Source organism: Agrobacterium sp. 16-172Ci (assembly GCF_053522725.1).
In genome coordinates this window covers 102,043-120,136 of the sequence record NZ_JBNWBW010000014.1, presented here as the reverse complement: position 1 = coordinate 120,136, position 18,094 = coordinate 102,043, and the positions used below count along the sequence as shown (strand labels likewise).

22 protein-coding genes are annotated in these 18,094 nt (G+C 62.1%); 10 read left to right on the top strand and 12 right to left on the bottom strand.

Translation table 11 applies throughout. The features are described 5' to 3' along the window. On the top strand, positions 1-400 hold a 400-nt coding region (locus ACQZ40_RS14520), incomplete at its 5' end, for a transposase (RefSeq protein ID WP_448748211.1). Between the two features lie 83 nt (positions 401-483). Here the strand turns inward: ACQZ40_RS14520 and ACQZ40_RS14515 are convergent. The 5 genes from ACQZ40_RS14515 to ACQZ40_RS14495 all read right to left on the bottom strand — a co-directional run bounded on the left by ACQZ40_RS14515 (position 484) and on the right by ACQZ40_RS14495 (position 5,365). Further along, positions 484-741 (bottom strand): hypothetical protein, encoded by a 258-nt coding sequence (locus ACQZ40_RS14515; protein ID WP_003522606.1) that lies wholly within the window; start codon positions 739-741, stop codon positions 484-486. Positions 742-869: 128 nt separating this feature from the next. Continuing rightward, entirely contained in the window at positions 870-2,387 is a 1,518-nt protein-coding gene (locus ACQZ40_RS14510) for a tripartite tricarboxylate transporter permease (RefSeq protein WP_020809148.1), read from the bottom strand. 107 nt (positions 2,388-2,494) lie between these two features. Beyond that, positions 2,495-2,989, bottom strand: coding sequence for a tripartite tricarboxylate transporter TctB family protein (locus ACQZ40_RS14505; protein ID WP_065655556.1), 495 nt, complete (start codon positions 2,987-2,989; stop codon positions 2,495-2,497). Beyond that, a complete protein-coding gene (locus tag ACQZ40_RS14500) occupies positions 2,986-3,930 on the bottom strand; it encodes a Bug family tripartite tricarboxylate transporter substrate binding protein (protein WP_078051664.1) in 945 nt (314 codons plus the stop codon). Before ACQZ40_RS14500 ends, ACQZ40_RS14505 begins: the two co-directional genes overlap by 4 nt. Positions 3,931-4,267: 337 nt before the next feature. Continuing rightward, positions 4,268-5,365 carry an ABC transporter substrate-binding protein gene (locus tag ACQZ40_RS14495; protein ID WP_448748210.1) on the bottom strand — a complete coding sequence of 366 codons (1,098 nt, stop codon included), beginning with the start codon at positions 5,363-5,365 and terminating at the stop codon, positions 4,268-4,270. 52 nt (positions 5,366-5,417) lie between these two features. On the opposite strand from ACQZ40_RS14495, the gene ACQZ40_RS14490 reads away from it, so the two are divergent. Next, the gene (locus ACQZ40_RS14490) at positions 5,418-6,098 is read left to right on the top strand and encodes a response regulator (RefSeq protein WP_003491888.1); all 681 of its coding nucleotides are present in this window, start codon (positions 5,418-5,420) and stop codon (positions 6,096-6,098) included. Further along, positions 6,095-7,489: a sensor histidine kinase gene (locus ACQZ40_RS14485; protein WP_125145457.1), complete on the top strand. Its 1,395-nt coding sequence runs from the start codon at positions 6,095-6,097 to the stop codon at positions 7,487-7,489. The genes ACQZ40_RS14490 and ACQZ40_RS14485 overlap by 4 nt, the downstream gene beginning before the upstream one ends. A gap of 13 nt (positions 7,490-7,502) precedes the next feature. Here the strand turns inward: ACQZ40_RS14485 and ACQZ40_RS14480 are convergent, their stop codons facing one another. From ACQZ40_RS14480 to ACQZ40_RS14455, 6 genes are all read right to left on the bottom strand, one after another. Continuing rightward, a complete protein-coding gene (locus tag ACQZ40_RS14480) occupies positions 7,503-7,808 on the bottom strand; it encodes an addiction module antidote protein (RefSeq protein WP_065655553.1) in 306 nt (101 codons plus the stop codon). A 4-nt stretch (positions 7,809-7,812) separates the two neighbouring features. Then, entirely contained in the window at positions 7,813-8,109 is a 297-nt protein-coding gene (locus ACQZ40_RS14475) for a type II toxin-antitoxin system RelE/ParE family toxin (RefSeq protein WP_448748209.1), read from the bottom strand. A gap of 45 nt (positions 8,110-8,154) precedes the next feature. Further along, positions 8,155-9,039 (bottom strand): formyltetrahydrofolate deformylase, encoded by an 885-nt coding sequence (gene purU / locus ACQZ40_RS14470; RefSeq protein ID WP_448748208.1) that lies wholly within the window; start codon positions 9,037-9,039, stop codon positions 8,155-8,157. Between the two features lie 218 nt (positions 9,040-9,257). Beyond that, positions 9,258-10,034: a YbaY family lipoprotein gene (locus ACQZ40_RS14465; RefSeq protein ID WP_078051920.1), complete on the bottom strand. Its 777-nt coding sequence runs from the start codon at positions 10,032-10,034 to the stop codon at positions 9,258-9,260. A gap of 177 nt (positions 10,035-10,211) precedes the next feature. After that, positions 10,212-10,736 carry a heme utilization cystosolic carrier protein HutX gene (gene hutX, locus ACQZ40_RS14460; protein WP_080856731.1) on the bottom strand — a complete coding sequence of 175 codons (525 nt, stop codon included), beginning with the start codon at positions 10,734-10,736 and terminating at the stop codon, positions 10,212-10,214. Between the two features lie 9 nt (positions 10,737-10,745). Further along, on the bottom strand, positions 10,746-11,093 hold the full coding sequence (locus tag ACQZ40_RS14455) for an antibiotic biosynthesis monooxygenase family protein (protein ID WP_003522597.1): 348 nt from the start codon (positions 11,091-11,093) through the stop codon (positions 10,746-10,748). A 187-nt stretch (positions 11,094-11,280) separates the two neighbouring features. Between ACQZ40_RS14455 and ACQZ40_RS14450 the strand changes: the two genes are divergently transcribed. The 3 genes from ACQZ40_RS14450 to ACQZ40_RS14440 are packed head-to-tail and all read left to right on the top strand — an operon-like array spanning position 11,281 to position 14,038. Then, positions 11,281-12,174, top strand: a complete 894-nt coding sequence (locus ACQZ40_RS14450; protein WP_448748207.1) for a heme/hemin ABC transporter substrate-binding protein — start codon at positions 11,281-11,283, stop codon at positions 12,172-12,174. Next, positions 12,171-13,259 (top strand): FecCD family ABC transporter permease, encoded by a 1,089-nt coding sequence (locus ACQZ40_RS14445; protein WP_448748206.1) that lies wholly within the window; start codon positions 12,171-12,173, stop codon positions 13,257-13,259. The genes ACQZ40_RS14450 and ACQZ40_RS14445 overlap by 4 nt, the downstream gene beginning before the upstream one ends. Then, entirely contained in the window at positions 13,256-14,038 is a 783-nt protein-coding gene (locus ACQZ40_RS14440; protein WP_142844943.1) for a heme ABC transporter ATP-binding protein, read from the top strand. Before ACQZ40_RS14445 ends, ACQZ40_RS14440 begins: the two co-directional genes overlap by 4 nt. Positions 14,039-14,054: 16 nt before the next feature. Here ACQZ40_RS14440 and ACQZ40_RS14435 read toward each other — a convergent pair whose 3' ends face one another. Continuing rightward, positions 14,055-14,411 carry a YbaN family protein gene (locus ACQZ40_RS14435; protein WP_059754575.1) on the bottom strand — a complete coding sequence of 119 codons (357 nt, stop codon included), beginning with the start codon at positions 14,409-14,411 and terminating at the stop codon, positions 14,055-14,057. Positions 14,412-14,663: 252 nt separating this feature from the next. On the opposite strand from ACQZ40_RS14435, the gene ACQZ40_RS14430 reads away from it, so the two are divergent. The 4 genes from ACQZ40_RS14430 (at position 14,664) to ACQZ40_RS14415 (ending at position 18,053) form a co-directional block, all read left to right on the top strand. Next, positions 14,664-15,059 (top strand): VOC family protein, encoded by a 396-nt coding sequence (locus tag ACQZ40_RS14430; RefSeq protein ID WP_448748205.1) that lies wholly within the window; start codon positions 14,664-14,666, stop codon positions 15,057-15,059. Positions 15,060-15,082: 23 nt separating this feature from the next. Further along, positions 15,083-15,796, top strand: a complete 714-nt coding sequence (ung, locus tag ACQZ40_RS14425; protein ID WP_003522590.1) for a uracil-DNA glycosylase — start codon at positions 15,083-15,085, stop codon at positions 15,794-15,796. A gap of 71 nt (positions 15,797-15,867) precedes the next feature. Next, entirely contained in the window at positions 15,868-16,944 is a 1,077-nt protein-coding gene (locus ACQZ40_RS14420) for a DUF2218 domain-containing protein (RefSeq protein WP_338810763.1), read from the top strand. A gap of 164 nt (positions 16,945-17,108) precedes the next feature. Then, positions 17,109-18,053 carry a VOC family protein gene (locus ACQZ40_RS14415; protein ID WP_080856728.1) on the top strand — a complete coding sequence of 315 codons (945 nt, stop codon included), beginning with the start codon at positions 17,109-17,111 and terminating at the stop codon, positions 18,051-18,053. The last annotated feature ends 41 nt before the right edge of the window (positions 18,054-18,094 follow it).

The following is an 18,094-nucleotide window of genomic DNA, read 5'->3' as shown; positions in this document are numbered from 1 at the left end:
CGATCCGGTCCGCGAGATCACCATCAGGACCGAGACGGGAAAGGTGTTGCGCATCTTCTCCAATGATCTCGATGCACCGGCTCACGAGATCGCCGATCTCTACAAGCGCCGTTGGGCGATCGAACTGTTCTTCCGCTGGGTCAAGCAGACGCTGAAGATCAGCCATTTCCTCGGCACGTCAGAAAATACCGTGCGCATCCAGATCGCTGTCGCCCTGATCGCTTACCTGCTCCTGCGATTGGCGCAGGCTGACCAGAAGACCGTGCCAAGCCCACTCGCCTTCGCCCGGCTGGTACGCGCAAACCTCATGCACCGGCGACGCACCGATCGGCTTCTAAACCCGCCACCAGACAAACCCAGAAACCAAAACCAGATGGCCTTCCAATGGCCGCAAATTTAAACCGGACAGTAGTGGGACAAGGCCGAGGATGACGGAAGCACCCTTTTCGCACACGTCGCTAACCCGGTCTCTATCCGCACGTCTCAATCCGGAGGCCAGTCGCCGACGATTTCGCGCCTCTCGAGTTTCAGCGACCGGTCCGGTTGCACGCGGTAGGTTTCGATCGCCAGCCGCCCGTCGCCCATGACGAATTCATTGCTGAGCGTGCTGCCGATGGGGGACTTGGTGAGTTTGGTGCGCGGCTGTCCGCCATAGGTGATGCTGCCGGGAATGGGCTCGACATCGGGGGCGGTGGTGCAGCCGGCAAGCGCCAGAACCATCATGATCGCAATCGTGCGCATGTCTTTCTCCTGCGGTTGGCGCAATTCTATCATGGGCGGGTGCGCATCACACATCCCGTTGGCGTGAATAAAAAAGGCCCCGCATCCGAAGATAACAGGGCCAGTTGCCTTGGGAGGTTCTTGGTTTCTCAGTCCTCGTTGGCGGCAAGCTGCGTCAGCACCTCGCCACGGCCGCGGATACGCATGATGAGCGGGATGATGAAGGCGGCGGCTGCCACGATGAAGAGGCCAACGGCAATCGGCGAGGTGAACAGCACCGTCGGGTCGCCCTGGCCGATGGCAAGAGCGCGGCGCAGCTGCTGTTCCGCAAGCGGGCCGAGGATGAGACCAACGACCGCAGGCGCAATCGGATAACCGAAGATGCGCATGATATAGCCGAGGATACCGAAGGCGAGCAGCATGCCGAGTTCGAAGACCGACGGGTTGGCGCCGATGGTGCCGAGCGTCGCAAACAGCAGGATGCCGGCATAAAGCCAGGGCTTCGGAATGGTCAGCAGCTTCACCCACAGGCCGACGAGCGGCAGGTTCAGAACCAGCAGCATCAGGTTGGCGATGAACAGGCTGGCGATCAGGCCCCAGACCAGCTGCGGATTGGTGGCGAACAGCAGCGGGCCGGGCTGAAGGCCATATTGCTGGAAGCCGGCGAGCATGATGGCGGCGGTCGCCGTCGTCGGCAGGCCGAGCGTCAAGAGCGGCACCAGCGTACCGGCGGCGGAGGCATTGTTGGCGGCTTCCGGACCTGCGACGCCTTCGATGGCGCCATGGCCGAATTCTTCCGGATATTTGGTCAGCTTCTTTTCGGTGGCATAGGACAGGAAGGTGCCGATTTCAGCGCCGCCCGCCGGCATGGCGCCGATGGGGAAGCCGATGAGCGTGCCGCGCAGCCAGGCTTTCCACGAGCGTGCCCAGTCCTGCGCGCTCATCCAGACGGAGCCTTTCACGGCTTCGACCTTGTCCGGGCCGGTGCTGCCCTGAGCGACGATGAACAGGGTTTCGCCGATGGCGAACATGGCGACCGCAAGCGTCGTCACTTCCACACCGTCGAGGAGGTCGGGAATGCCGAAGCTCATGCGGGTCTGGCCGGTCAGCTGGTCGATACCGACGATGGCAAGCGCAAAGCCGATGAACAGCGAGGTAAGGCCGCGCAGCGCCGAATCCCCGAAAGCGGAGGAAACGGTAACGAAGGCGAGCACCATCAGCGCGAAATATTCACGCGGGCCGAAGACCAGCGCCAGCTTGACGATATAGGGCGCGATGAAGGCGAGTGCGATGGTGGCGATAAGGCCGGCAACGAAGGAGCCGATGGCGGCGGTGGCAAGGGCCGGACCGCCTCTGCCCTTGCGGGCCATCTTGTTGCCTTCAAGCGCGGTCACTATCGAGGCGCTTTCGCCCGGCGTGTTGAGCAGGATCGAGGTGGTCGAGCCGCCATACATGCCGCCATAATAGATGCCGGCGAACATGATGAGCGAACCGGCGGGATCGAGCCTGTAGGTAACGGGCAGAAGCAGCGCCACGGTCAGCGCAGGCCCGATGCCGGGCAGAACGCCGACGGCGGTGCCGAGTGTCACGCCGATCAGCGCATAGAGCAGGTTCATGGGTTGGGCGGCAACCTCAAGACCGTGCAGCAGGAATTCAAAGGTACTCATGGACAGATGTCCCCCAAGTGGACCCGATGGGCGGGCGGAACGGCTGGCATATGCGTCATTGCGCGCCTGCGGTTTCCTGTGATCTCAAATTTTGGTCGGAATGGCTGTTAGAACAACAGCCGTTCCAGAGGCCCGGCGGGCAGCGAAAGTTGCAGCAGCCGCGCGAAGATGAACCAGATGAAGAAGCTCAGGGCGATGCCGATGGGGATCGAATACCAGAGCTTGCGTTTGCCGAAGGCGCGCGCCGTAAAGGCGAAAAGCAGGCCGGTGGCAATGGAGAAACCCGCGACGTTGAGCAGCAACATCTGCGCGGCAAGGCCGGCAACGACCCAGATAACCGGGGCGATTTCCTGTTTGTCGCGTTCGGGAAAATCACCGCGCCAGGCCTCGATGGCCGTCCACAGCGCCAGGCCGATAAGACAGAAGCCGATGGCATAAGGCACCGTTGCCGGGCCGACCGGCGAATAACCGGTGACGCTGGCGAGGCGGGCGCTATCCCAGAAGATTACGCAGGCGATGATGACGAGGAAGATGGCGATCGCCAGCGCCGCCCAGTCAGGGCGGCGCTTTTGATGCTGCGAAGGGTTGGAACCCTGGCTCATTTTACCAGTCCGATGTCTTTGAGGATGGCGGCGGTGGCGTCGGTATCCTTGGCGAGCTGCGCCTTGAATTCGTCACCGGCGAGATAGGTGTCCATCCAGCTCTTGGTCTTCAGGGTTTCCTGCCACTTGGCGGACTTCACCAGCTTTTCGATGTCGGCATTGACGGCCTTTTCCTGCTCCGGCGTCAGGCCGGGAGGAGCGGCGACCATGCGCCAGTTCTGGACGACGACATCAAGGCCGCTTTCCTTCAGCGTCGGGGCATCGACACCTTCCAGCTTCTCTTCGCTGGAAACTGCGAGCAGGCGCAGCGTGCCGGCCTTTACCTGGCTCTCGAATTCGCCGTAGCTCGAAATACCGGCAGTCACCTGCGAACCGAGGATCGAGGCAAGCGCTTCGCCGCCGCCGGAATAAGCGATGTAGTTGATCTTGGTCGGATCGACGCCGGCTGCCTTGGCAATCAGGCCAACGGCGATATGGTCGGTGCCGCCGGCGGAGCCGCCGCCCCAGGAAACGCTGCCCGGATCCTTCTTGAGCTGGTCGATGAGGTCGCCGATGGTCTTCAGCGGCGAGGATGCCGGAACGACGATGGCTTCATATTCGCCGGTCAGACGGGCGATCGGCGTCACTTCCTTGAGGGTGACGGGCGCGTTGTTGGTGAGGATCGCGCCAACCATCACGTAACCGCCGACGATGAGAGCGTTCGGGTTGCCCTTCTGCTGGCTGGCGAACTGCGCAAGACCGATGGTGCCGCCTGCGCCCGGTACGTTCTGCACCTGAACGCTCTTGGAAATGCCTTCTTCCTGCAGCACGGTCTGCAGGGAGCGCGCGGTCTGGTCCCAGCCGCCGCCGGGATTTGCCGGGGCGATGATGGTGTAGTCCGCTGCAACCGCCGGAAGCGCAATCACGCCCGCCAGGAATGTGCCGATAAGAAAATGCTTCACTTGGAAAACCCTCCTCAGGATGCCCTTTTTGGGCGTCGTTTTTCGTTTATGCGGGGGGCTTTTCGGACGCGTCTGCGCCGGCGCTGAATGCTCAGCGTGGGGCCTTGGCAATCCTGGATTTCCTCCCGCATCTTCTTCCGCCTCCACGGAATGAAGAAGAATTGCAGAGCATCACAGAAAGCTGTCATCTAACTGACGCTACGCAAGTCCTTGCGCATTTACTCTCTATTAATTTGTATCGGACGTCTACTGTGGCGTGTGGGACGGCTTTGTTTTGCGCCTTTGAAGCTTTCTCCACACCCTCATTCCTGTGACAAGCACAGGAATGAGGGGGGAACTACTGCGACCGCAACGCCTCGTTCCAGCGCTCGATCAGGCGGCTGCGCTTGACCTGATCCAGATAGACCATCAGGCCGGGACTGACGGGCACGGGGCGCAATTGTGCGCCGTGGATGGCCTGCATGGTGTTGGCGGTGTTTTCGCCCGCCACTTCCGGGCTGACGGCGGGGATCTGCAACTGCCGGGCCATGATCGTCTGGCCCTCCTTCGACATGAAGAATTCGAGATAACGGCGGCCGAGCGCCGGGTTGGCGGCGGCTTCCGGCACCAGGCCGATGCGCGACATGACGACGGTATAATCTTTCGGCAGCACGATGCCGACATCGGGGTGGCGCGAGGCCCAGTCGGCCGCATAGGAGCCAAGAATATTGTAGCCCAGCACGAAGCGCCCGTCGGAAACACGTTCCAGAATGGCCGAGGAGGTGGAATAGACCTTCACGCCCGCCGCGCCCATGGCCTTGATGACGTTCCATATATCGCCGAACTGCTCCTGATCGCGCGACATGAACAGGAAACCCACGCCGGAGCGTTCGATGTCGTAGGTGGCGATGCGGCCATGCATTTGCCTGGCGTGGCGTTCGAGATAATCGACGAATTCGGCGCGGCTGGCTGGCGGTTCTTCGGTGGTGAAGCTCGGCTTGTGATAAACGAAAACCGCCGGCTCGAAAGTCAGCGCGTAAGCGGTGTTGCGCCAGTTCGCCCAGGCGGGCCAGCGGGCGCTCATTGCGAGGTCGGAACGCTGGGCATAACCGTCATTGCTCAGCTTCACCTGCAGATCCATGGCGGAGGAAAAGGCGAAATCGGCGGTTTTTTTGCCCGCATCGGTTTCCTTCACGATGCGGTCGTAAATCTCGCCGGTCAGCATATCCTCATAATGGACGGCGATATCGGGATTGGCCTTCTGGAAACCCTCGATCATCGGCGTCGCCAGCGGTTCGTCCAGCGAGGAATAGACCACCAGCGTTTCGGCATCCGCCTTGCCGGAGGGTGCCGGAAAGATGGCGACTTGCGCAAGCGCCGGCGAGGCCGTGCAAAGACAGAGACAGAGGAGAAGGCAGATACGCATGGAAAAGATCATGCAGCAGGCGCTGGCCATTCACAAGCGGTAAGGGTCTGGTTAAACTCGGCAATGCTGTGGGAGGGACGATTTGCGTATTTTGCTGGTCGAGGACAATCAGGTGCTGTCGGAGGGGCTGTCGGCGCTGCTGCGCGGCAGCGGTTATGCCGTGGATGTGGTATCCGATGGCGCTTCCGCCGATGCGGCGATTGCGGCGGAAAGTTTCGACCTCGTCATTCTCGATCTCAACCTGCCGGAAATGGACGGTATCGAGGTACTGCGCTCCATGCGTTCGCGCCAGGACAAGGCGGCGGTGTTGATCCTGACGGCGCGCGGCACGCCGGAGGAAAAGGTCAAGGGGCTCGATCTCGGCGCTGACGACTACATGATCAAGCCTTTCGACATCACCGAATTCGAGGCGAGGGTGCGGGTGCTGCTGCGCCGCAATGCCGGGCTGCGCTCCTCGGCGCTGAGTTTCGGCAAGGTGCTGTTCGATCTCAATTCCCGCACCTTTTCGGCGGATGGACGTCCGCTCGATATTCCGGCGCGCGAGGTGGCGCTGCTCGAAGTGCTGTTCATGCGGGCCGGCAAGGTCGTCGCCAAGGAGGCCATCGTGCAGTCGCTGACCGGCTTCGACGACGATATTTCCGCCAATGCCATCGAGCAATATGTCAGCCGCCTGCGCAAGCGGCTCGCGCCCCATGGGCTGACGGTGAAGACAGCGCGCGGCATCGGTTATTATCTCGAAAAGCTGCCGGAGATGGCTGAATGAGACAGGCCGCCTATTCGCTCAGACGGCGACTTTTAGGCTGGCTTCTCATCTCCACCGCCATTATCGGCTGCGTTGCGCTGACCGATACCTGGCGCGAGGCGGTCAATACCGCCAATGTCGTCTCCGACCGGGTGCTTTCCGGTTCCGCACTTGCCATTGCCGAGCGGGTGGTGGTGGCCGAGGACGGCTCGCTGGAAGTCGATATTCCCTATGTGGCGCTGGAAATGCTGACATCGGCCGCACAGGACCGGGTGTTTTACCGTGTCGACGGGCCGAACGGGCAATTCCTGACCGGCTACCAGAACCTGCCGACGGTGGAGAACCCGGCGGGCGATATCCCTGCCTATCGCGATGCCGTGTTCCGCGACGAGCCGATCCGCATCGCTGCGATCCGCCGTTTCGCTTCCACGGGCATCAATTCCGTGCCTTTTTCCGTAACGGTCGCCGAAACCACCATTGCCCGCAGCCAGCTGGCGCAAGCGATCATCCTGCGCTCCGCGCTGCGCCTGCTGTTGATGATTGTGGGGGCGGCGATCATCGTCTGGATCGCGGTGACGATTTCGCTCAGGCCGCTTTACCGGCTCAGCGAAGCGATTGCCGAGCGCAGCCCGAACGACCTGCACCCCATCCGCCAATCCGTGCCGGTGGAGGTGGAAAATCTGGTGGAAACGGTCAATTCCTTCATGGTGCGGCTGCAATCGGCGCTCGATGCGCTCCGGCATTTCACCGGCAATGCCAGCCACCAGCTGCGCACGCCGCTTGCCATCATCAGCACGCAGCTTGCGCTTTCCGCCCGCGCCGCGAGCCTTGAGGAAGCGCAGGCGGCGGCGCTGAAGGGCGGGGCGTCCGTGGCCCATGCCGAACATATCCTCGCCCAGCTGCTGCGCATGGCCAATATCGATGCCGCCGGCTCCAGCGAAAAACATGATTTTTCCGCAATCGATCTCGTGGCCGTTGCGCAGAATGTGACGGCCGATTTCGTGCCGCGTGCGGCCGAAGCCGGCATCGATCTCGGTTTCGAAGGCGAGGGGGAGGTCGCCATTGCCGCCGAGCCGCTCCTGATCGGCGAACTGATCGGCAATCTCGTTTCCAATGCCATCAACTATGCCGGTCGTGGCGCGGAAGTCACCGTCCGCGTCGGCAAGGAGACGGACGCCGTCTGGCTGGAAGTGGAAGATAACGGCCCCGGCATCCCTCCGGAAAAACGCGCCATGGTGCGCCAGCGCTTTGCCCGCGGCGAAGCCAACGCCGCCCCCGGCGCCGGCCTCGGCCTCGCCATCATCGAAGAGATCGCCGGGCTGTTCGGCGGGCGGCTGACGCTGGAGGATGGCGCGGAGGGGCGTGGGCTGAGGGCGCGGGTGATGTTTGGTGGCGTGGAAAAGGCGCCGTAGCCCGCCGGGTTTATCAGGCGGCTGTGTCTGCAGGCGATTTCGCCACCAGCGAGAGCCTGTAGCCCAGCGCGTCGGCGACCTTGGCAATCGTCGCCAGTTCCGGATTTCCGTCGCCGCTCAGCGCCTTGTACAAGGTCTGGCGGGGAAGGCCAGTTTGCCTCGAAAGGTCCGTCATACCCTTGGCCCGCGCCACGACGCCCAGCGCATGGGCGAGCTCCTGTGCGTCGCCGCTTTCTGTGGCGTCGGCGATGTAAGCGGCAAGCGCTTCGTCACTATCAAGGTAGCGGGCAGCATCGTAATCGCGTGTCACAAGTGGCATGGTCTCACTCCTTGAGCGCTCTGGCCAGTTTCTTGGCTCTGGCGATGTCGCGGGACTGCGATGACTTGTCGCCGCCACACAGCAATATGATGACGACATCGCCGTGCCGGACAAAATAGACCCGATATCCGGGTCCAAGGTCTATCCTGAGTTCGCTGACGCCTTCGCCAACCGGTTTCACGTCTCCGGGATTGCCGTCCGCCAGCCGGTAAATGCGCCGTGCTATGCGGGCGCGCGCCTGCACATCGCGCAGACCCGCCAGCCAGTCGGCAAACTCGCTTGTTTCCCGGATCGTGAGCATGGCGCAATGTAAACTGTGGTTGTCATTTCGTCAATGACGAAGGGTTCACCCCATCCGCTCGGAAGCATAACTTCCAGGGCTTGGCGGGAAGACGACGGTGCGGTTGCCGTTGATGAAGGTGCGGTGGTGGATATGGGCGTGGATGGCCCGAGCCAGCACCTGGCTTTCGACATCGCGGCCAAGCGAGACATAATCGTCGGCGCTCTGTGCGTGGGTGATGCGCACCGTGTCCTGCTCGATGATCGGGCCTTCGTCGAGATCGGCGGTGACGTAATGGGCCGTGGCACCGATCAGCTTCACACCGCGCTCATAGGCCTGCTTGTAGGGGTTGGCGCCCTTGAAGGAGGGCAGGAAGGAATGGTGGATGTTGATGATTTTGCCAGACATCTTCCGGCACATATCGTCGGAAAGAACCTGCATGTAGCGCGCCAGTACGACGAGTTCCGTGCCGCTGGTCTCGATCAGGTCCATTAGCTGAGCTTCGGCTTTGGGTTTATTCTCCTTCGTCACTCTGATGTGGTGGAAGGGAATGTCGTGGTTGACGACGACCTTCTGGTAGTCGAAATGGTTGGAGACGACGCCGACGATGTCGATCGGCAATGCGCCGATCTTCCAGCGATAGAGCAGGTCGTTGAGGCAATGGCCGAAACGGGAGACCATCAACAGCGTCTTCATGCGCTGGCCGTCCGGATAGATATCCGCCTTCATGCCGAATTTTTCCGCCACCGGCTTGAAGCCGTCGGTGATGGCCTCAAGCGTGGCGCCTTCTTCGGAGATGAAGGAGACGCGCATGAAGAACTTGCCGGTCTCGAGGTCGTCGAACTGCGAACTGTCGACGATGTTGCAGCCTTTTTCCGCCAGATAACCGGAAATCGCAGCCACAATGCCACGGGTCGATTTGCAGGCTACGGTCAGAACATAGGATGTCATTCGTTTTCCCTCAAAGACGTCGCACCGGCATCAACCGGCGCAGTTTGGCGCGTTCCATAGCGCAGCTCTGCGGCGGAGCAAAGCGTCAAGACGAACGCAGCCAAAGTCATAGGGCGGGAAAGGGCAGCGCGCCGTGCCGGAAGCGACATGGAATGTTCCATGGCCAGCACCGTTTGGGCCAGCACGGCGACGCAGGGTGTTGCGGCAGGTTGCCGGCCTCAAGCGCGGCGCAGGCGCATCGCCGTGCGGCCGCGGCCGTCGAGCAGTTCGAGCGTGCCCCGGCGCGGCTCCAGCCTGAACGAGCGGGCGCCTTCCAGCGCTTCGATGAACTGCCGTTCCTGGCGCATAATGTCAGGCGCGCAGGCCATCTGGGTGGAAATCATCCGGCCGAAATCGATGCGGTTGCGGCTGATCTTCACCTCGCCGCCGATGCCGTTGCAACCGGCATTGCCGGAAACGCGGCCCTCGCGGGTAATTTCCAGCGTCGCCTGACGGCGGCCGCGAACCCGCTCGCCACGGATGTCCTGCACCAGCCAGCGCCCGTCGATACCGGCTTCCGGCTCCGGCCGACCCGGACCCGCGCCGACGCGCTCAAGTACGAGGTCGGTATCGTCGCGACCGCCGGTCAGCACCGAATAACGGCGGGTGGTGGTGAAGAGCAGCCGGTCGCGGTCGCGAATTTCGGCGCTCAGTGCATAGGAGCGGCGGCCCCGGATGTCGCGGTCATCATAACGCAGCACGAAGGGTACCGGCACCTGGCCGCGCGGGCGGATGGTGGTTTCGGCAATCGTCTGCGACGGCGCATCCGCCAGCGAGACATCGATCAGGCGCACGGTGACGGTCGCGCCCGGCGGCAGGGCGATGCGTTCACGATAGGAAACGCTGCCGCGCAGGCTTGCCGGTGCGGCAGCCGCACCGCCCGCCGCAAAAAGCGGCGCAAGCGCAACAAGCCCGGCGAAACTGCGGCGAGAAAGAAGAGGTTGGCGGTCGGTCATGGTGCTTGCTCCGTGCTGGTGCCGTTCGAATTTCAGCGGATGATAAAAAACGGCACTGAACGGGCGATGAACCGGTGGTTGTTTTTTCACGCGTCAGCCGGAGAGGTCCCGGGGCGAATGATGACGCGTGCGATTATGAAAGCAGTGGGGAGGCAGCTGGCAGCCTCCCCACGGGTCTCAGCCGCGGAAACCGTCCCGCAGCGCTTCGAACTTCGCCAGTTGCCCGGCCAGCAGTTCCTTGTTCTCGTCGCGGCGGACGAAAATCTTGAACATGGCGTTGCCGGCGGCGTTCATGAACCAGACGGAACAGGAGCGGCGGCCGTGGAAGCCGCGATCGACGAAGGTGATGCCGGCGCAATTGTCCTTCTTGATGTGACCGCCGATGGGGCTGTCGCCGTGGATGTTGAACCAGCCGTGGCTTTCGCTGCCTTCCGGCAGGTGGCCCGGCACTTCGAACACGATATCGCCGGTCTGCACGATCATCAGGACTTCGCCCCAGCCGCGCATCTCGTTCCAGATGGCGTCGAAGCGGTCGGCGGCAGCGGAAACGGCGGCGCCTTCCGGCAGGATCGCCAGAATTTCGGCCGGCGTCACCTCGGCCTTGGCGGCGATGGCCTCCACGATACCGTCAGGCTTTTCTGCGAGCGCAGCGGCGGCGCGGGCCTGCCTGTCGTCGTCGGTCTTTTGGGCTGCAATGCTCATCGGACGGCCTCAGGCGGCAATCGAACGGCGTTCGCCATTCTTGTCTTCATGGATGATGACGTCGAAGCCTTCGAAATGCGGGCCGGAGAGATATTCCACCTTGCCGCGGTTTTCGCCGGCCTTGGCGTGGGCGGCGCGGAACTGTTCGGATTTCGTCCAGGCGAGGAAATCGTCCTTGGTGGCCCAGACGGTGTGCGAGGCATAAAGCGTGTGGTCATCCGCCTTCGGGCCTTTCAGCATGTGAAATTCGATGTAGCCCGGCAATTCGCTCAGATGCGATTTGCGCTCGCGCCAGATGGATTCGAAGGTTTCCTCATAGCCCGGCACGACACGAAAGCGGTTCATTGCGATAAACATGAAATTCTCCCTTTAAGTTTCCAGTTTGAGTCAGGATATCCAGCCGCGGGGAGGTTGGAAAGGGGTTCACGACAAAGCGAACAAATTTACTCCACTTATCGATTGCGCCGCCCATAAACATGTGTAAAGAACTCAAGATTAATTGGTGCGGGCAAAGCCGCGCCGGGTCGTGTTTCAGGATAGCGCCATGTTGAATTCCCGCCTTCGTTCCTTTGTTTTCGCCTCTCTCGTGCCCGCCGCAATCGCCTTTGCCGCACCTGCCGCCATGGCTTCGGACAAGGGCAATCCGGAAGCGAAACGCATTGTCGCGGTGGGCGGCACGGTCACCGAAATCCTTTATGCGCTGGGCGCAGGAGACCGCGTCGTTGCGCGTGACAGCACCAGCAGCTATCCGGCAGATGCATTTGCCAAGCCGGATATCGGTTACATGCGGGCGCTTTCGTCGGAAGGCATCCTGTCGCAAAAGCCCGATCTCATCCTCTCCGAAGACGGGTCCGGCCCGGCCGATGTCATCGCCATCCTGAAGGCAAGTGCGGTGCCTTTCGTCACCGTCGATACGCCGCCGAGCGGCGACGCCATCCCCAAAAAGATCGAGGATGTGGGCGCGGCAGTCGGTCTCTCTGACAAGGCGAAGGCGCTGGCTGCCGAGACCAAGGCCGGGCTCGATGCGCTCGCCAAAGATGTCGCCGCCGTGCCGGAAAAGGGCAGGAAGCGGGTTCTCTTCGTGCTTTCCACCGCCGGCGGCCGCATCATGGCGGCGGGCAAGGATACAGAAGCCGCCGCGATCATCGAAATGGCAGGTGGCATCAATGCGGCTCAGGAGATCAATGGTTACAAGCCGCTGACGGATGAGGCGGTCATTGCCGCGGCACCCGATTTGGTGCTGACCATGGCGCGCGGCGACCATGCCGCCAAGGCGGAAGAGATCTTCGCGCTGCCGGCCTTCCAGTCCACGCCTGCTGCCGCCAGCAAGGCGCTCATCAGCATGGATGGGCTTTATCTCATCGGTTTTGGTCCGCGCACGCCTGCTGCGGGCCGCGAGCTGGCAGCCAAGCTCTATCCTGAGGTGGTGAAGCCGTGAGCCTTGCCGCCTTGAGTTCCGCTGAAGGCAGGGTTGCGGGCGACAGATCCCGCCAGGGGGTCGTCACCCTCGCCGTGCTCGTCGGCATCCTGCTGTTTGCCTGTGGCGTGTCGCTGGTCAGCGGACCCACGGGCGTCGGCATGTCCGAACTCTGGGCCTATTTCACCGGCGGCGCGGATCAGCTCGATGCGCGCGACAGGGTCATTCTTGAGGCGGTTCGCCTGCCGCGCACGGCGCTTGGCATATTGATCGGCGCGGGGCTTGCCGTTTCGGGGGCGATGATGCAGGGCCTGTTTCGCAATCCGCTGGCCGATCCCGGCATTGTCGGCGTCACCTCGGGTGCAGCGCTCTTCGCGGTCGCGGCCATTTCTCTCGGGGAAGGCGCGCTTGCCACCGTCGCCGTGTTTTTCGGCCCGCATTTTCTGCCGCTGATGGCGTTTTTCGGCGGGTTGCTGAACACCTGGGTACTTTACCTGATCGCGACGAAGGATGGCGCCACCTCCACCACCACGCTCATTCTGGCCGGCATCGCGGTGGCGGCGATCAGCGGTGCTTTGACGGGGCTGATGATTTTCATGGCCGATGACCGGGCGCTGCGCGATATTACCTTCTGGTCGCTCGGTTCGCTCGGTGGGGCCACGCCCGCCAAGGTGCTCGCGACCCTCCCTTTCATCATCGTCGTTCTCGCCATCATTCCCTTCGTTGCCCGCGGGCTCGATGCGCTGATCCTCGGGGATGCCGCCGCCTTTCACATGGGCATTCCGGTGCAGCGGCTGAAGCGGATCGTCATTCTGGCCGTTGCCGCCGCCTGCGGGGCGAGCGTGGCGGCGGCCGGTTCCATCGGTTTTGTCGGCATCGTCGTGCCGCATCTTCTACGGCTCGCCATCGGCCCGTCGCACCGCTTCCTGCTGCCGGCCTCGGCACTTGGCGGGGCGGCACTTCTGCTTCTGGCCGATAGTTTCGCCCGCACCGTCGCGTCACCGGCGGAACTGCCCATCGGCGTCGTCACGGCGCTCATCGGTGCGCCGGTCTTCCTGTTCCTGCTATTGGGACGCGGCGGTTTTTCCATGCGGAACATGCCATGATCCGGGCCGAAAACCTCACCCTCATCCGCTCCGGCCGCCGGCTTCTCGATGCGGTCAGCGTCGATCTGAAGCCCGGCAAGGTCAATGTCATCATCGGCCCCAACGGTGCGGGCAAATCCACGCTGATGAAGGTTCTCTCGGGCGAGATGCGCGCCGAGGGCGGTTCGGTGACCTATAACAACGTTGACCTGCCGGCCTTCACGCCGGTCCAGCTCGCCCGTCTCAGGGCCGTGTTGCCGCAGAGCACCCAGCTTGCTTTCCCTTTCACCGCGCTCGAAATCGTGCGGATGGGGGCTGTTGCACAAGGCTCCCGCGCGCCGGAAGAGCAGGCCCGCCGCGCACTCGCCAAGGCCGGGCTGCGCGGTTTCGAGCAGCGGTCCTACAACATGCTCTCCGGCGGAGAACAGCAGCGGGTGCAGTTTGCCCGGGCGCTGGCGCAGGTGCCGAACCCGATGGAAAATGGCGAGGCGCGGGCGCTCTTCCTCGACGAGCCCACCGCAAGTCTCGATATCGGCCACCAGATTGCCGTGCTGGAAACGGCGCGCGACTTTGCAAGCGGCGGCGGGCTGGTGCTCGCCATCCTGCACGACCTCAACCTTGCGGCCGAATTTGCCGATCAACTTATCGTCATGCATGGCGGCCGGGTGACGGCGAGCGGCCCCTCGCTGGAAACGATCAGCGACGAGACGATTGCAAGGGTCTATGGCATTGGCGGTGTCGTCGGCCGGCTGCCGGCGCGGCATATTCCTTACGTGCTGCCGCAGTCGCGCCACCGTTAAGGGCCTGTCCTTCGCCTCAGCTTTCCGGCCGGGTGGCGATGAAAAGCGCGGAGCCGAGCATGACGGCGGCGACGATGGCGGCCCGCAGCGGCGGCGGCTCGCTCAGAAACCAGAAAGCAGCGTAACTGACGGACATGGCGGAAAGTGCTGCGACCTTGGCATTGCGGGCGATTGCGCCGCGTTCGCGCCATCGCCGCAGCGAAGGGCCGAATCTAGGGTGGGCCAGCAGCCATGCCTCGAGTTTTGGCGAGGAGCGGGAAAAACACCAGAGCGCCAGAAGCAGGAACGGCGTGGTGGGCAAAACGGGAAGAAACGCGCCGACAATGCCGGTCGCGACCATAAGCCAGCCAAGACAGAGGTATAAAAGGCGCATGCCTAGCCGGTATCATGAGTTCAACACTCAGGATAGAGCGGCAGAGCCAAAACCATGCGGTCTCGTTGCCGCAGGTCCCAACCGCACCGGAAAAACTAACGGGTTTTTGCCATCACATTTGCCGTGATCGGGCCGTTACGTCCTGTCGCAGAGCGCCTTTAGGGTTGAAAGCGAAGCACACTGTCTTTATCCCCTTGGCCGCGATGCCCGGAGCATAACCGGGCCGTCAACAGGAAGAAGAAGGAAAACACCATGGCCAAGCTGATCCACTCGATGGTCCGGGTGCTGGACGAAAAGCGTTCGGTGGAATTTTACAAACAGGCTTTCGGGCTTGAGGTTACGGAACGCGCCGAGTTCGAAAACTTCACGCTGATCTATCTCAGCAATGCCGAGGGCGATTTCGAGCTGGAACTGACCATCAACCGGGGTCGCGAAGTGCCCTATGCGCTGGGCGACGGTTATGGTCACCTTGCGGTCAGCGTGGCCGATGTGGATGGCGAGCACCAGCGCTTCACCGAGATCGGCCTTTCCCCGGGAAAAATCATCGAAGCCGATTATAAGGGCCAGCCTTTCGCGAAATACTTTTTCATCTGCGATCCGGACGGTTACAAGATCGAAGTGCTGCAACGCGGTAACCGGTTCAAATAAACGCGATTATGGGAGAGGCGGGCATGGCAGAGGCAGGCGTCAAACTCGAGGATAGCTGGAAACGCGTTCTTTCCGGTGAATTCGCCAGCCCCTATATGCTCAAGCTGAAAGAGTTCCTGCTTGCCGAAAAGACCGCCGGCAAGCGCATCTTTCCGAAGGGTGCGGAATATTTCCGGGCGCTGGATCTCACGCCTCTCGATGAGGTCAAGGTCGTCATTTTAGGCCAGGACCCCTATCACGGGCTCGGCCAGGCGCATGGGCTGTGCTTTTCCGTCCAGCCCGGCGTGCGCATTCCGCCTTCGCTCGTCAATATCTACAAGGAATTGCAGAGCGATCTCGGCATTCGCCCGGTGGGTCACGGCTTTCTGGAAAGCTGGGCGAAACAGGGTGTGCTTCTGCTCAACAGCGTGCTGACGGTCGAGGAATCCCGCGCCGCCTCGCATCAGGGGCAGGGCTGGGAAAAATTCACCGACGCCGTGATCCGCGCCGTCAACGACGAATGCGACCATGTCGTCTTCCTGCTCTGGGGTTCCTATGCACAGAAGAAGGCGGCCTTCGTGGATCAGCGCAAGCATCTCGTGCTGCGCTCGCCGCATCCGTCCCCGCTTTCGGCCCATAACGGCTTTTTCGGCAACGGCCATTTTTCCAAGGCAAACGCCTTTCTCGTCTCCCATGGCCGCCAGCCGATCGACTGGCAATTGCCGGAAACGGTGGGAAGCGACAAAAACCTTCTCTAGATACTCATAAAAAACCTTTACGCTTTGCGGTTGTCGGGATTAAAGATAACCGGACTACGAAGTGAAGGATTATGCCCGTGTCTCTCCTGTCTGCCGAAACCTCCGTCTCGCTGCCCGATCCGCTGTCGATCGTCGATGCCTTCGAGGATCATTTTTCCGAGCATATGGAGATGGACCGCGAAGGTGCTACGGTGCGGTTCAAGACGGAATACGGCCATGGCAGCTTCAGCGCCGAGGGCGGGCGTTTCGCCGCAAGGGTGAGCTGCATTTCCGAACATATATTGATGTCGGTAAAGGCGATGGTCGCCGAGCATATCGTCGAATTCTCCGGCGAGACGGGGCTCGATTTCCGCTGGAGCGGCCATGGCGCGGAGCAGCGTGAACTGCCCAATCTTTTCGTCGGCAAGGTTGCCCGCGCTTATAATCTGACGCCGCATATGCGCCGGCTGGTGGTTTCCATCGAAAGCGGCATCGAAAGGCTGCTGACCGGCGGCATGCATGTGCGCCTGCTTCTGGTGCCGGATCAGGCCCGCGCGCCGGTCTGGCCTTATCTTGCGCCCACCGGCGCCATCGTCTGGCCGGCGGGCGACGATCTTCTCACACGGCGTGTCTACACCATCCGTTCCGGCGATATCGCGCGCGGTGAAGTCGATATCGACTTCGTCATGCATGAGGGCGACCACATGCCGGGCGCGACCTTCGGCGCGACGGCGAAGCCCGGCGATGTTCTCGGCATCATCGGCCCGAGCGGTGTCTGCCCGGAAGCCGAGCGTTATGTCTTTGCCGGTGACGAAACGGCGCTGCCGGTGATGCTGCGCATGGCCGCCGAAATGCCGGCCGGGAAAAAGCTCAGCGTCTATGCGGAGATCGACGATGAAGCCGAGCGGCAGGAGATCGTCTGCGCGGCAAATGTCGAGTGGACATGGCTTTATCGCCGCGGCAAGCCCGCCGGCACCGCGGGCCTTATCGAAAAGGCGCTGCGCGACCATGGCTGGAGCGCGGATCATGACGGTCTGCATGTCTTTGTCGCCTGCGAAAAATCCGAGGCGAGGGCGGCAAAATCCTTCCTCACCGACGAGATTGCTTTCCCGAAAGCATCGCTGCGCGCTGTCGGCTACTGGACCCTGGGCGTCGCCGACGATCATTGAGCTGCCTTATCGGGCCCGTTGAACAGTCGGTTTTATCGTTCATCATTCGGGAACAATCCGTTCCCGTTGTCCACTCTATGCCTGAGAGCGCTGTTACCCCATCTTTACGCCATGAACAGGGCAGGCCCCAACCGTGAGGCCCGCCAGGCAAAAGGGGTTTTATCATGCTCAACCAGATCAAGGGCCTGCACCACGTCACGTCCATGGCGGCGAGCGCGCGCCAGAACAACAGTTTTTTCACCGATACGCTTGGCCTGCGCCGGGTGAAGAAGACGGTCAATTTCGACGCGCCTGACGTCTATCATCTCTATTATGGCGATGAGGTCGGCACGCCCGGCTCCGTCATGACCTATTTTCCGTTCCCGCATATCGCCCGCGGCCGTCCCGGCACCGGTGAGGTGGGCACGACGCTGTTTTCCGTTCCGGAAGGATCGCTCGGCTACTGGCAGGACCGTCTTTCCAAGGCCGGCGTGGATGGCCTGAAGGCCGATGAAGCCTTCGGCAACAAGCGTCTGCATTTCGCAGGTCCCGATGGCGACGGTTTTGCGCTGGTCGAGGTCAGGGATGACAACCGTGCGCAGTGGATCGGCAATGGCGTCGGCGCGGATCAGGCGATCCATGGTTTTCAGGGCGCCTCGCTGCGTCTTCGCGATGAAGGTGCGACGGCCGAGCTTTTGAAATTCATGGGCTATCAGGAAGTGGACCGTCAGGATGGCGTTCTGCGCCTCGGTATTCCCGGCGGCAACGGTGCCGACTTCATCGACATCGAAACCATGCCGAATATTTCTGGCGCGCGGCTGGGTGCGGGGTCCGTGCACCACATCGCCTTTGCGGTCGAAAACCGTGAAAAGCAGCTGGAGGTGCGCAAGGCGCTGATGGATACCGGCTATCAGGTGACGCCGGTGATCGACCGCGATTATTTCTGGGCGATCTATTTCCGCACGCCGGGCGGGGTGCTGTTCGAAGTGGCCACCAACGAACCCGGTTTCGACCGGGACGAGGACACCGCCCATCTCGGCGAGGCGCTGAAGCTGCCGACCCAGCACGCGCATCTGCGCTCCGTGCTTGAAGAGCATCTGGAGCCGCTGGGGGACGAGAAGGAGGCTTAACCTCTCGATAGCGCTTGGCAGGACGTTGCGACCTGCTTCTT